Consider the following 13,441-nt stretch of genomic DNA (forward strand, 5'->3'; position numbering starts at 1 on the left):
CCAGGGGATCGTGCACGGCCATTCCGTGACCTGTCCGCTGCACAACTGGGTGATCAGCCTGAAAACCGGTGAGGCGCAGGGGGCCGACCATGGCTGCACCCATAAAATCCCGCTGCGGATCGAGGGCTCACGCATCCTGCTCGCAGCCTCGGCTCTCATGGCGCGTGCCGCCTGATCAGTAAAACTACCGTCCCGGCCCTTCACTGAAGTTGGGCTGCTCCACACGCAGAAAGGAACGTCTATGGCTTATCTCGCACCTGCCGAGTTCGTCACCAAAATGGTCGATGCCGGCGAATCCAAGATCTTCATGTCGACCCGCGACACGGTCATCCGTGCCTATATGGCCGGCGCCATCCTGGCGCTTGCAGCCGCCTTCGCGGTCACCGTCACCGTCCAGACGGGCCAGCCGCTCGCCGGTGCAATCCTGTTCCCGGTGGGTTTCTGTATGCTCTACCTGATGGGCTTCGACTTGCTCACGGGTGTCTTCATGCTCACTCCCCTTGCTCTCATTGACAGACGCCCCGGTGTGACCGTGAATGGTATCCTGCGCAACTGGGGCCTGGTGTTCGCCGGGAACTTTGCCGGCGCTTTCACGGTCGCGGTCATGATGGCGATCATCTTCACCTTCGGCTTCTCCCAAGCCCCGGATGCCGTTGGTCAGAAGATCGGCACTATTGGCGAGGGTCGGACTGTGGGATACGCAGCCCATGGCGCGGCAGGCATGCTCACCCTCTTCATCCGAGGGGTGTTGTGTAACTGGATGGTGGCCTCCGGCGTCGTCGGTGCGATGATCTCGACCTCGGTGTCGGGCAAGGTGATCGCCATGTGGATGCCAATCATGTTGTTCTTCTTCATGGGCTTCGAGCATTCGATCGTGAACATGTTCCTCTTCCCGTCAGGCCTGATGCTCGGTGGCCACTTCTCGGTCATGGACTATCTGATCTGGAACGAGATCCCGACTGTCATTGGCAACCTTGTCGGCGGTCTCGCCTTCGTCGGGCTCACGCTCTACTCGACCCATGTGCGCACCGGCGCCAGGCGCAAAGCCGATCTCGGCCTGCGTGCAGCTGCCTTCCCCGCTGAGTGATCGGAGCGCAACCAGAGCCTCGCTACAAGCGAGGCTCCCGCTGTTGGTGAATCGATGACGAGCGCACTGACGATCACGATCGGGCAGCACTCCGAACGGGGACACAAGGAGGCCAATCAGGACTTCCATGGCGCCCTGATCCCCGAAGGCTCGGCTCTTACCCTCAAGGGTATCGCCATCGCGATCGCCGACGGGATCAGCACGAGCTCGGTCAGCCGCATTGCGGCGGAGTCGGCAATCAAGACCTTTCTGACAGACTACTACTGCACGTCCGACACCTGGTCCGTGAAAACTGCGGCGCAGCGTGTGATCAGCGCCGCCAATTCCTGGCTCTATGCACAAACGCGGCGCACACTCGACGCGAGCGACGTGGACAGAGGCTATGTCTGCACCTTCACGGCGATGGTGTTGAAAGCCCGCCTTGCCCACATCTTCCATGTGGGAGACTGCCGCGTGAGCCGAGTGGCTGGTCGGGCTCTTGAGGCACTGACCGAGGACCACCGCATCGTCGTCTCATCCCAACAGAGCTATCTGGCGCGTGCCCTTGGCGCGAACTCCCATGTAGAGATCGACTATCAGACGGTGTCACTGCAAGTGGGCGACGTCTTTATCCTGTCGAGTGATGGCGTGCACGAGCATGTTGACGGCAACACGGTTGCTTCTGCCCTCGAGACTCACGCGGAGAACCTCGATCATGCGGCCCGGCAGATTGTGGCAGAAGCACTGCGGGCGGGCAGCCGGGATAACCTGACCGTGCAGATCGTGCGGATCGATGCCGTGCCAGGGGCCGATATCGGGGAGTTCACGGCGGACGCCATGTCGCTTGCCCCGCCACCGCTTCCGGAGCCTGGCGGTCTGCTGGACGGCTATAGGATCATACGCGAACTTCACTCCAGCAGCCGCAGCCACGTCTATCTTGCTCTCGACACGCGGACCAACACCCCGGTCGTTGTGAAGGTGCCATCGATCGACCTTCGCAGCGATGCCGCTTATCGAAAGCGGTTTATGATGGAAGAGTGGATAGCTCGACGGCTGAGTAGCCCTCATGTCCTCAAGGCTCATCCCCAGTTCGATACGCGCAGCTATCTTTATACCGTGGCCGAGCATGTCGACGGCCAGACGCTTGCCCAGTGGATGATTGACCACCCGAATCCCGACTTGGAGACCGTCCGCAACATAGTCGAGCAGATCGCCAAGGGCCTGCGCGCATTCCATCGCCTCGAGATGCTGCATCAGGACCTGCGGCCACAGAACATCATGATCGACCGAGCCGGCACGGTGAAGCTGATCGACTTCGGATCAGTCCGTGTTGCCGGTGTTGTCGAGACCGCTCCGGAATTGGTGGGCGAAGATATCCTAGGCACCGCGCAGTATACGGCTCCGGAGTATTTCGTGGGGGAGAGAGGCACTCCACGCTCTGACCTCTTCTCACTCGGCATCATCGTCTACCAGATACTCACAGGCCGGCTTCCCTATGGTGCTGAAGTGGCAAAGACTCGCAGCCCAAGGCAGCAGGCTCGGTTGCGCTATATTCCGGCATCCGAGTTCAACCCGCGGGTACCGGATTGGGTGGACCTCGCATTGCGCAAGGCCGTGCATCCCAATCCGCTGAAGCGGTATGAGGAACTCTCAGAATTCACCTTTGATCTCCGCCATCCCAATCCCGGCCTTCTGAAGAATGCCCGCCCACCGCTTGCTGAGCGAAACCCCATCCTCTTCTGGAAATGTGTCTCGGCAGTTCTAGCGTTGACGATCGTCGTCTTGCTGTGTCGCTCGGCACTTTCTTCATAAACCGATCATAGAGCAACCATAATCGAGAGTGCGAACCAGCAACTTAGTGGCGTTGGCAGAACCTTCATTCGTCAGTCAGGTTGAATGAATCATCGAGAGAGGGTGCATAGCATCAACACTACGCTTGTTTGTTGTGCACTGTGTGTAGCCTCTCAATCTGGTGAGAATTATCTGGCCAGTTCGCAATCTTGAGGTCGAGGCAGGTGACCAGTTCTCGAGCATGGTGGTGCTCAGAAGCTGATCTTCATGCACAAAACATTGCCTTGAGCAAAAAGTAGGCAACGACTACCCTCCAGTAACAATGCGGGTCTCGACAACGAAGTCAAAAGGCCCCGATGAACCGTCTGGTCAACGACGATCGGACAGTTTTGCCTTTCATCTGGCATTACCCGACAACGACGTCGCATGAACGGCTAGGATCCTGCGCAAGCAGGTCATGGTCACTTCAGGCGACACTCTTGTGCTTGCGTTAGGTCGTACAATCCCGCCGGCACGAATTGCGGCTCCTGCCGCGTTGAAATCAGGAGGTTGATCGATGCTGCAGCCCTTAAGAAAGCCGACTGAGGCTGAGCCGGGCCGGCTGGGCCGGCTCGCGAAGCTGCCGGTCTTCTTCGACCTGAAGGACCGGCGCGCGGTTCTCGTCGGCGGATCGCCCGGCGCGGCCTGGAAGGCGGAGCTGCTCGCGGCCGCAGGAGCCCGTGTCGACATCTACGCCTCGGACGTATCTGCCGAGATGGAGGCGTTGCTCGCCCGCGGCGCCGCCGACGGCATGCTCGTTCTGCATCGGCGCAACTGGTCCGCCGATATCCTGACGGATGCAGCGCTCGCGGTAGCCGATCTCGAAGACGAGGCGGAGGCTTTTGCCGCTGCCGCCCGCTGGGCCGGCGTGCCGGTCAATGTGGTCGACAAGCCCGGCTTCTGCGATTTCCAGTTCGGATCGGTGGTCAACCGTTCTCCTGTCGTGATCGGCATTTCCACGGATGGCGCGGCTCCGATCCTCGGCCAGGCGATCCGGCGCAAGATCGAGACGCTGCTGCACCCGTCCGTCGCTTCCTGGGCCGCCTTCGCCAAGCACCTGCGCGACCGCGTCCAGCAGCATCTGCAGCCCGGCATGGCGCGACGTGCCTTCTGGGAGCGTTTCAGCGATCTCGCGTTCCAGGGCAGACCGCCGGAAAGCTTCGGCGGCACGGTGGAGGCCGTGCTGGAGCAGATTGCAACCGAGCCGGTCCAGAGGGTCGGCCGCGTGACGCTCGTCGGCGCCGGGCCCGGCGACGCGGAACTGCTGACGCTCAAAGCCATGCGCGCCCTCCAATCCGCGGATGTCATTCTCTTCGACGATCTCGTGTCCGAGGACGTGCTGGAGCTCGCCCGCCGCGAGGCGAAGCGCCTCATGGTCGGCAAGCGGGGAGGGCGGGCCTCCTGTGCTCAAGGGGATATCAACGACCTGATGACCCGTCTGGCCCTTCAGGGCAAGCAGGTCGTGCGGCTGAAATCCGGCGACCCGATGATCTTTGGCCGCGCCGGAGAGGAGATCGAGCACCTGGAGAACGCGGGCGTTCCCGTCGATGTGGTGCCGGGCATTACCGCCGGCATCGCCATGGCATCCGCTCTCGGCGTGTCGCTCACCCATCGCGACATGGCGCAGTCGGTCCGCTTCGCGACAGGATGCGCGAAGACCGGTTAGCTTCCGAGCGGTCTCGACTGGCAGGGACTGGCCGATCCGAACACCACGACGATTTTCTACATGGCAGGTGGCACGGCGGGTGCCATCGCCGAACGCCTCATGGCAGCCGGTTGTTCGCCGAATCTGCCTGCCGTGCTGGTGTCGAACGTGTCGCGGGGCGACGAGCGCTGGGCCGGTCCGATTGCGGATCTCGGCTGGGCCAGCGAATGGCGCGACCCGTCAAAGCCGGTCATCATCGGCGTTGGTCGCGTGTTCAAGCGTGCCTCGAGAGCCGATGACCAAAGGCTTGAACATCCTCCCATGCTCGACGCGACGGCCTGATCATGCTGGAGGGACGCCGCATCGCCGTGCCCGAGAGCCGGGAACTCGATCTGTTCACGCGCATGCTCGAACGGCATGGCGCTATCGCGGTTCGCTGCCCGCTGGTGTCGATCCACGATGTGGAGGATTCCACCCTGGTCGATGCTTGGCTCGATCGCCTCATTCAGAGCCGGCACGACGTCGTGGTTCTCTATACGGGAGAGGGATTGTCCCGGCTTCTCTCCTTCGCGCGCCGGAAAGGCATCGAAGCGGAGGCGGTCTCGGCGCTCAGCAATGCCTTCAAGGTCGCGCGTGGTCCGAAGCCCGCCAAGGTCTTGCGCGGCATCGGCCTCGTGCCGGATGTGATGGCGGAGGAACCGACGACGGCGGGTTTGATGAAGACCATGTCCACCCTTCACATCGAAGGTAAACGCGTTGGTGTGCTGCTCTATCCGGGAGGCGAGGATCTGTTGACGGGGTTCTTAAGCGAAGCCGGCGCCGAGGCGGATCCGATCCTGTGCTACCGCTATGCCTCGGATGAAGAGGATGAGCAGGTTGTTCATCTGATCGATGAACTTGTGGCGGGAGCCATCGATCTGATCGCGTTTACCAGCACGGCGCAGGTGCGGCGGCTGCAGGAGGTCGCGCGGAAATTTAACAGGGCGTCCGCACTTGGTGAGGCTATGCACCGGATTGTCATTGCCGCAATCGGCCCCGTCACCGCACAAGCCGTCGAGGAGGCTGGCTGGCCTGTAGGAGCGATGCCAAAGGATAGCTTTCACCTGAAACCGATGATCGTTGCGCTCGGCAAGAGGCTGGCCGGAGAAGGCAGCCATACGTCTCTCACCTAAGGTTCTTATGCAGTACTTGAACACTGCATCCGTCAGTTGCGTCTTGGTGCTCTCCACGCCGTCGCTCTTGCTTTAGTAATCATGAGTCAACTTAATCTCGAGCGCAGGTTCGGGCTGATCGGCGGCGACATCTTCCATGGCGCTCTAACGCTCGATCAACTCTTCAGCGCCCGACCGATGCTGGGCCACGCCGACTCCCGGGCACCGCTGGCGGGACTCTACATGTGCGGCTCGGACACGCACCCGGGCGGTGGCGTCACCGGCGCCCTCAGGCCATATTGCAGCGGATGCTGCTTCAGAAAGGCCTGATGCGGGATACCTGGTTCGCCTCTGGCGCCGGTTTCTCCAGGCGACCTGCACACTCGGGGTTTACTCCTGCGTGTCGAAGAATTCGGCCACGGTGTATTCTTCCGGATTGTCACCCAGGCAGACGAAGTCCAGGTAGTCCTCTGGTACTTCTTCGAGACTTCTGATCACCCGCGGCTTTTTCTCTCCGTCGACGTAAGGTAACAGACTCCCCTCGTCGGCTTCACCGTGATCCTGCGACTCCAACGCATGAAGAAGGCTGTCCACGTCCTCGGCAAGGACAAAAATCGTAGTGGGCTCCCCATCCGCAGTGACGTTGAGACGGTATAGCTTCATGTGTTGCGAGCCCTCCTGCCGTTGTTCAGTTCCTACAAATGCTCAACAGAGAACCTGATGAAGGTTCGACCCAGGTTAAGGAGCCTAGCGGCCCAACCCGACCTCGACGCCGTGTGTTCGGCAGCACAAGCCCGACACCAGCTAATCGGGCATGGCCATCGAAGCCTGAGCCACTCCCCAACCCAGAGGCAGCCAGGGGCTCACGGCTCCTGTGGTCCGTTCGCTCTCGTGGCGCTCAATCCAGATCCAGACGGCAAGATCAGCCTCATGCGAGCGGCGCGCCAGCCAGTAGCTCTCGGCCGGGCAACGGCTCACCTCCGGGTAAGGCCGCAGGAACTCAACCACTGCCGCCACTGCTTCGTTATAAGCGCAAAAGCCTTCCCCCACGCAGCCGCCGTCCAGCGGCTGCCCGGACCGTCCGACGAGTTGCCACCGGACCCGATAGGCCATCAGGAGCTCCCAAGCATGACGAGGCTCAAATTGACATACCTCCCTGTCTTCTAACAGAGCTGGCGCAGTTGGCGGCGGCTGGTGGGGCAGCCGCTGGGTCAGAGATCGTTGTCGCTCGTCAACTGGTTGGGCCTCAGGCCCTCGTCAGGTGGCCCAAAGCTGCGCAGGCGAACGCCGGGACCTTCACCTCCTGCAGCCTCGAGAAAGATCACGCCCTGATCCTCCAGAGCAACCCGGATGGCAGCCACAGCGGCCACCGAGGCTCCAAGTTTACCGTCTGCCTCAGCTCGCTTGATGGTCGGCAGGGGCAGACATGCGCGTCCGGCGAGTTCAGTCTGAGATAATCCGAGAAGCGCTCGTCCGGCGCGCAGCTGTGCCGGGATGATGGGTCTCTCGTACATCACGATGATCCCTGTGCGGATCCGAAGGCGTCACCCGGGCGTAACGGTGCCAAGGCGTCATGAAAGGCTTTCTGGGCAAGAATAGAAGTAGGACGAAGGTGTCCAAAGGGCATGCTGAGGTGTTCAGATGGAGTGGTCCGCGTTGCCGTCGATGCAGCGGATTGCTCGCATAGCAAAAAAGGTCAGGGGGGTCTGATCAGAGCCCAAACGCCGCTGGAGCCGCTCCCCACAGCCACAGGGGCTTGCCAGGTGGCCGTGGCGTTCGCTCGCTTGCGCCGATCGGTACGATGACGGAGGTCATTCCACCATAGATGACAACGTAGCCTTGACGCCTGAGATCGCGCTCGGCCTCGTTCAGGGTTTCGAGCCATGGGCGGAGAAAGTTCAGCATGCTAGCCTCAGAACAGGAGAGTTCCTTCGGCTAGGCAAGAACTATGCCTAGACGCCCGGAAGGACCCGCCGCTTGCCCGGAGGAGGAGCGAAGGGGCTTGTCCCCAGAGATCCTACAGGCCGGGATGGCAAACTGCGCTCGACCAAGCCGGATTAGCTGTCACCGAACCTGCGCGGCGATTATGCAAGCTGCTGCTTCTCATGCCCGACCAGCCGCTGCTCGCCTTATCTTGGAGCGAACTTCGTCTGGTTGAGGTTCTCCCGCTCATTGTGGCTCACGCCGTGTTTGTCTCGGCGGGGCTGAGACGGTGTCGCCCCCCGGTGCACGGCGGTACGGATGGACCTGACGAACCTTGGGACAGGCACGGCTCGCTGTCACCCCGCTATCGCAGAGCACAACTCCGCCGGGATCGCGACCGGCTCGGGTTCCTCCTTGAGCCGGTCGGATCGTTGAGGCTGAACGGGATGCATTGCCCGCGTGGCAGAGCCGTGCTGTGTTAACCGCCAGCGATCAGCGCTGGTTTTGATCCCGATCCTGGTCCGAACCCTGCGGGTTCCGACCCTGGTTCTGTTGATCCTGCTGCTTCCGATCCTGGCCGCTCTGGTTCTGCTGATCCCGGGATTGGCCTTGGTTCTTCTGGTCCGAACCCTGTGGGTTGCGGCCTTGGTTGTTCTGGCTTTGTTGATTCCGATCCTGGCCTTGGTTGCCTTGGTCTTGCTGACGGTTCGTCATGGCGTTTCTCCTATCGGTGACGCCTCTGCAACGCAGCAGACGCGTCGCCCGCGGACCTTCGCGCCGAAGCAACCGACAAGCAAGCCTAAATTTTCATCTGGAACTTGCAGCTCGCATAAGCATTTTAGATCCCCTCACGACAGCATCAATGCTTGAGCTTACATCGAGAGCACAAGAACCTTGTACAGTTTAGCTTGCAGTTTTTCTTGCGCTCAACAAGCTCTGAGAGAGCCTGATCCCACTGCGCAGACGCTTGTTGCATGACAGGATCAGGCTCGGCATTCTCTGATCACTGGTGGTACAGATGAGGGCCGTCGATGACGTACTGCGTCGGTGTTCTAGTTGAGCAGGGCCTGGTGCTGATCGCCGATACCCGCACCAATGCGGGCCTTGACGACATCTCCACCTACCGCAAGCTCACAACGCTGGCTGTTCCAGGAGAGCGCGTCCTGGTCCTGGCCAGTGCCGGCAATCTGGCCCTGTCGCAGTCCGTCCTCGGACTTCTGGCGGAGGGGCTGCGCAATGACGAGACCGGCGAACCTGAGACCCTGCAGACGGTCCCGACGCTGTTTCAGGCAGCCTTGTTGATCGGTCGGGCCATCCGCCAGGTACGAGCGCTGGAGCAGGCGGCCCTGGAGCAGGCGAACCTGAGGTTCGATGTGACCTTCCTGTTCGGTGGGCAGATCGCCGGCGGGCCGATGGAGCTCTACCTCGTCTACTCAGCCGGCAATTTCATCCGCTGCGGACCCGATGCTCCCTACCTCCAGATCGGCGAGCACAAGTACGGCAAGCCTATTCTGGATCGGGCCGTTCGCTACAACACGGACCTGTATGAGGCCTTGAAGATCAGCCTGATCTCGATGGACTCGACCATGCGCTCGAACATCGGGGTTGGGCTCCCCATTGATCTGGCGATCGCCCGGCGCGATGCGTTCGCCTTCGAAGTGCTCCACCGCATCGAGCCAGGCGAGCCCTATTTCCATGACTTGAGCGAGCGCTGGTCGGCTGCCTTACGCGCCGCCCACAAGAGCATTCCGCGTCCACCCTATGGACAGGAGCCGTCATGAATGCAGGTTGCTGGTGACATCCTGATTCAGCGCTGCTTTCTGAAGCAGATCGTGCTCATCCGCTTGGCTTTGTGCCGAAACATCGATCAAGCCGACATGATCTGGCCTGATGTGTCGTCTTGCCGACAGACAAGCCGCCTATATTCCTGCCACCATCCGATCTGCAGGACAGCATTCATGGAGGCAGGAGGTGAGCGATCAGCCCGAGAGCCGTTTGATCCTCAGCCAGAGCAGCGCAGGTTCCGCCGCATCTGTTGAGGACCATCCCCTGGTGCGATCCTTGCGTTCCATTCTGCGGGAGATTGATGACGAGTACGAGCGGGAGCGCGAGAACCTTCGCAGAACTCTGCCCGATACCAATGTGAAAGATCGGACTCTGGCAATGCTCAAGGCCAGACACCTGCAGCGGCGGGAGACCTATGCCAGGGAACTGTCGGCGCTCCTGGACGGCCGAGAATGACAGAAACCCCCATCAGATTGCCCGATCCGGAGGTCTGCCGGTTTTCCAGCATGGAAGCCAACGTGTTGCGGCACTTGGGCGAGGGAGCCGGGATCGACACGATGGCACGTGAACTTGGCCTGGCGGCACCTCTCGTCCAGGAATACGTCAGGTCCGTTCTGAGGAAGGTGCATGGGAGAGCTGACCAACAGCGCCCATAATCGACCGTCTCATCCATCTCATTTCGCTCATATAGCTTCCGAGCGAGGCACTGTCAGCATTGGTCAATCGCGGGATGTGCCCCCGTGTATCTTCCCGGGTACAGCCACCGCGCACCACTTCAGGCATTCTCAATGTGTCCAAGTGTGGAGGGCTGGGGGCTGTCTTCTCCCTCTGGAACTCGGCACCTCTGCTCACGCGGGGCGCTTCTCTTTGTCGAGGTCCTCGCGTGACGTACAAGCTCTTTCGGCTTGCTGCTGGGTGCTTTGTCATCCGTGAGAATACGGGCGCTCATTCTATCAGCGTGATGGAGTGCATGAAAGCTGAGCTCGCACCAATCAAACGGGACAAGCCTGTTGCCGCATAGACAGAAGAGGCTTCTCGCAATTCCACGCCGATACCTTGCCACTCAGCACCGTTGCTGACAGGAGTCATTCTTATCGGAGCGAGCAGCTCGTCGTTTCAGCCCTGATCAATCGGAAGAACGTCGATTGCACCATCCTCATCGAGTCGGAGCTTGATCCGAGACCTTGTTCGGGGGAGGTTCCCCAGAATTCTAGCCTGCTGGATCGCAGCGGACACTCGACCCGTCGCATAGGCCCTCAGATCCAATTGGGGATCAATCAAGCCGAACGCGATCATTTCCTGATGATGTCGGAGCAACTCATCAACCAACTCGGGATGGATCCCGGCTCCTTCGAGCGCCAGCAGGAAGAGATCAGCGGCCCACTGACAGCCGCAGATGATTGCCAGACGACCGGTTTGGTGCGGATGAGGTTGTTCTGCTGATGTTCGATGAATCCGAATGCTCTTGATCTCAGATCGTGGAAAGCAGATTGAAGCTCATTGAGCAATCAAACGAGGTTCAAAAGCGTCCCGCCATTGCCGTACTTCTCCCGCGGGCGCCAGTTCGATAAGCTCCTTGATGGACGTCCTCATCAGAGCATTCCATGAGGGCCGCTCGAGACTTACGCGCTCCAGGAATGCGGCCCCTGATGGGATGGGCCGTGTCGCTCGATCCGCATCGATGCGGTCACAGTACAGACCCGCTGGTTCTGCTCATCCCGCACCTCGATGACAACATCGCTGGTATCGCGCTTCGCCAGCCGGCTGGTCCCGATCTCAGCCGCCGAGCGGGCCGCCGCGTGCACGGCCGCGTCGAGGCTGTCGAACTCAGCGCCCTCATCATCGCGCACGGGCGGCTTTCCGCTCTGGACATCGAAATAGTACCGCGCCATGGCACTCTCTCCTGTTGGCCAGCCCCTGTTCTGTCTTGATTTTCAACTGGCGTGCCGGGTGCGCGTCCAAGCGCCCTGGCCAAAGGTGCTGTCTTAAAAGCCCTCAGCCAGGGCATCAGCGGAGAGGAAGCCCTCCAACCACCCCAGAGCCATTGACCAACGGCACCAGAGCCTCTGTTCGGGCTGATACGCCACGCGCCCGATACACGCATCTTGCCGTGGCCATGGTAAACAATGTGTATGCGAAGGATCCCACCACATTTCCTTGGCCTCTCATGTCAATTTGCGCATACTTCCGCACAAGTCGTGAGCAACGCTCTCTTGGATTCTGCAGGGATCTCCCGATTTTGCCGGGAGAGGGGGGCGTCCGAGCAACCCTTGGTGCACCTCTGCCACCCTACACTCGCAATTCCATTTGATACTGGCTGCGACAATTGTGCATCGCACAAATCGCGTTCTCCCTCGTTGGCTTGTCAGACACAGGGGAGAGGGGACAATGGGTCACAAGAAAACCGTTCCTGCCGCGTGGAGCCTGCGGCGCACCCGCTATGATCCTCCTGGTCTCGATGAGGCGATTGCGGCGGCGCACGGCCTGACAGACCGGGTCGAGAACCAGATTGCCATCGCTGCAGAATTGATCGGCCTGCCGGAAGATGAAGTCCGAGGTCGCGTGCTGATGGTGCAGGCTCGGACCAGGCAGAGTCGACCAGGGCTTGCCCGAGGACGGCAACCCGAGATCGTGGTCGTTAAACGGCGCGGTTTACGCGCCACCTGAGCCTCCTCATAATGGAACCTTCACGCCGGTCTGCTAGCGCTCAAGACGTCAGGACAACAGCGCGAGCACAAGAAAGAGCGTACACAAACAAGCAGCCTGCAGGGGAAGCGTCAGAGGGCTCCAGACGCATCAGAGGAGCCATGACATGGTCTTGTACACGCTTTGCAAACTCGCCTCCATTAGCCGACCATCTCTGCCTTTGGGCTTCGGGCGTCATCTGAGTTGGATCCGCCATCAGCTTGAGCCCACAGATGAAGAGCGCGATGCGGCGCATCTCGCATCAGCCACAGACCTCCATGAACTGGAGTTCCGGATCCGGGAACTCGACCGTCCAGGTCGGCAGAGACGCGGGCCGTTTCATCACCTCTGACCCATGCATCAAATCACCTACTAACAATCCAGGCGTCTTCGTGCTGGAGCCATGTCCGCGACCCAGTTCGGAGGGGAGAGCGTGATGCAATCTGCCTTCGTGGTTGGCCAGCTTGTCCGCGTCAAAGGGACTGGACGTCTGTGTGAGGTGGTGCGCGTTCTTCCGGTCACAGAGGATGGCATGCTCCTGTACGTGATCAGGAGTGAGCAAGGGGCAGAACGGATTACACGACACCATGAGCTTGCAAGAGCATAAGCTGATCCACAGGGGCGAGCCGCAGCGGCGCAGATGAATGCCCGACTGACGGTATTTGGAAAACCCCCTGCTGGATCAAGTGGTCACTCTCCTGCCCGAGTGCAGGATAAGACCAAGCTGAAGATCGTCGGCTCGTTTTGAATGCCTTGCGAAGCAAGGCAGCCGAGAGGCTTGATCGTCTCCGCTTACAGGACGACCCATTCTTGGTCTTGTTAACGCCGGTTAAGTCCGCGATTCCGCCTGGGATTCCAGCCACTGTCCGCTTTCAGCTGGCTCGCTCGCCGCAGCCACGGCGGAGCTGATGCATCGGGGGATGTCCACGTGAAGAGAGGCAGGCGAAGAGCTGCATGGGGGTCCAACCTCTCCTATCTGAACCCTGAAAGCGAAAGTTACAGGGGGGGGGAACTTGGTGAGCCGCAGCGGCTTCCTGAAATGGTTCTGACGGTGTGCTCATGTCTGATATTCCCTACCCTGATATGCCGCAGCCCGACATCCCTGTGCCTCCGCAGCCTGACTGGCCAGCGCCTGTTCCCGAGACGGAGCCTGAGCCCACCGCGGAGCCGGACCTGCTGCCGCCTGAACCATCCGAGCCACCTGGGGATGATGTTCCGAAGGTCGGCTAGACCTATGCTGGATTTTGGGTGATGGGGCCGATCAGGCGACGTTGTGTGTTGGCGTCGTTGCGATCTCGGTGCCGTCCTGGAATCTGACACCCGCGATTACTTTCGGCAACTGGTTTTCGCCCATCA

General features: G+C 60.6%; 14 protein-coding genes and 2 pseudogenes. 10 read left to right on the forward strand and 6 right to left on the reverse strand.

Going from position 1 to position 13,441, the window contains the following annotated elements; translation table 11 throughout:
• The 6 genes and pseudogenes from FS320_RS48410 to FS320_RS48415 form a co-directional block, all read left to right on the forward strand.
• On the forward strand, positions 1–175 hold a 175-nt coding region (locus tag FS320_RS48410), incomplete at its 5' end, for a Rieske (2Fe-2S) protein (RefSeq protein ID WP_483238180.1).
• 66 nt (positions 176–241) lie between these two features.
• A complete protein-coding gene (locus FS320_RS27895) occupies positions 242–1,087 on the forward strand; it encodes a formate/nitrite transporter family protein (protein ID WP_152715455.1) in 846 nt (281 codons plus the stop codon).
• Positions 1,088–1,141: 54 nt separating this feature from the next.
• Positions 1,142–2,878 carry a bifunctional protein-serine/threonine kinase/phosphatase gene (locus FS320_RS27900; protein WP_152715457.1) on the forward strand — a complete coding sequence of 579 codons (1,737 nt, stop codon included), beginning with the start codon at positions 1,142–1,144 and terminating at the stop codon, positions 2,876–2,878.
• A gap of 535 nt (positions 2,879–3,413) precedes the next feature.
• Positions 3,414–4,883: pseudogene (gene cysG / locus FS320_RS27905) on the forward strand (siroheme synthase CysG).
• Between the two features lie 2 nt (positions 4,884–4,885).
• Positions 4,886–5,713 (forward strand): uroporphyrinogen-III synthase, encoded by an 828-nt coding sequence (locus FS320_RS27910; protein ID WP_152715459.1) that lies wholly within the window; start codon positions 4,886–4,888, stop codon positions 5,711–5,713.
• A gap of 78 nt (positions 5,714–5,791) precedes the next feature.
• Positions 5,792–6,022: pseudogene (locus tag FS320_RS48415) on the forward strand (hypothetical protein); the annotation flags it as partial.
• Positions 6,023–6,082: 60 nt separating this feature from the next.
• Here the strand turns inward: FS320_RS48415 and FS320_RS27920 are convergent.
• The 5 genes from FS320_RS27920 to FS320_RS27940 all read right to left on the reverse strand — a co-directional run bounded on the left by FS320_RS27920 (position 6,083) and on the right by FS320_RS27940 (position 8,329).
• Positions 6,083–6,355: a hypothetical protein gene (locus tag FS320_RS27920; protein WP_152715461.1), complete on the reverse strand. Its 273-nt coding sequence runs from the start codon at positions 6,353–6,355 to the stop codon at positions 6,083–6,085.
• Positions 6,356–6,496: 141 nt separating this feature from the next.
• On the reverse strand, positions 6,497–6,805 hold the full coding sequence (locus tag FS320_RS27925; protein WP_152715463.1) for a hypothetical protein: 309 nt from the start codon (positions 6,803–6,805) through the stop codon (positions 6,497–6,499).
• Between the two features lie 98 nt (positions 6,806–6,903).
• A complete protein-coding gene (locus FS320_RS27930) occupies positions 6,904–7,206 on the reverse strand; it encodes a helix-turn-helix domain-containing protein (RefSeq protein ID WP_152715465.1) in 303 nt (100 codons plus the stop codon).
• 196 nt (positions 7,207–7,402) lie between these two features.
• Positions 7,403–7,597: a hypothetical protein gene (locus FS320_RS27935; RefSeq protein WP_152715467.1), complete on the reverse strand. Its 195-nt coding sequence runs from the start codon at positions 7,595–7,597 to the stop codon at positions 7,403–7,405.
• Between the two features lie 510 nt (positions 7,598–8,107).
• Positions 8,108–8,329, reverse strand: a complete 222-nt coding sequence (locus FS320_RS27940) for a hypothetical protein (RefSeq protein WP_152715469.1) — start codon at positions 8,327–8,329, stop codon at positions 8,108–8,110.
• A gap of 317 nt (positions 8,330–8,646) precedes the next feature.
• Here FS320_RS27940 and FS320_RS27945 point away from each other — a divergent pair, with 317 nt between their 5' ends.
• Together FS320_RS27945 and FS320_RS27950 are read left to right on the forward strand one after the other, a co-directional pair.
• On the forward strand, positions 8,647–9,396 hold the full coding sequence (locus FS320_RS27945) for a proteasome-type protease (protein WP_152715471.1): 750 nt from the start codon (positions 8,647–8,649) through the stop codon (positions 9,394–9,396).
• A 190-nt stretch (positions 9,397–9,586) separates the two neighbouring features.
• On the forward strand, positions 9,587–9,856 hold the full coding sequence (locus FS320_RS27950) for a hypothetical protein (RefSeq protein WP_152715473.1): 270 nt from the start codon (positions 9,587–9,589) through the stop codon (positions 9,854–9,856).
• A gap of 1,166 nt (positions 9,857–11,022) precedes the next feature.
• Here the strand turns inward: FS320_RS27950 and FS320_RS27955 are convergent.
• On the reverse strand, positions 11,023–11,292 hold the full coding sequence (locus tag FS320_RS27955; RefSeq protein ID WP_152715474.1) for a DUF6894 family protein: 270 nt from the start codon (positions 11,290–11,292) through the stop codon (positions 11,023–11,025).
• A gap of 496 nt (positions 11,293–11,788) precedes the next feature.
• Here FS320_RS27955 and FS320_RS27960 point away from each other — a divergent pair, with 496 nt between their 5' ends.
• Together FS320_RS27960 and FS320_RS50920 are read left to right on the forward strand one after the other, a co-directional pair.
• On the forward strand, positions 11,789–12,067 hold the full coding sequence (locus FS320_RS27960) for a hypothetical protein (protein ID WP_152715476.1): 279 nt from the start codon (positions 11,789–11,791) through the stop codon (positions 12,065–12,067).
• Between the two features lie 145 nt (positions 12,068–12,212).
• Positions 12,213–12,437, forward strand: a complete 225-nt coding sequence (locus FS320_RS50920) for a DUF3563 family protein (protein WP_152715478.1) — start codon at positions 12,213–12,215, stop codon at positions 12,435–12,437.
• Positions 12,438–13,441: the final 1,004 nt, after the last annotated feature.

The organism is Microvirga tunisiensis (assembly GCF_009296175.1).
Lineage (GTDB): Bacteria > Pseudomonadota > Alphaproteobacteria > Rhizobiales > Beijerinckiaceae > Microvirga > Microvirga tunisiensis.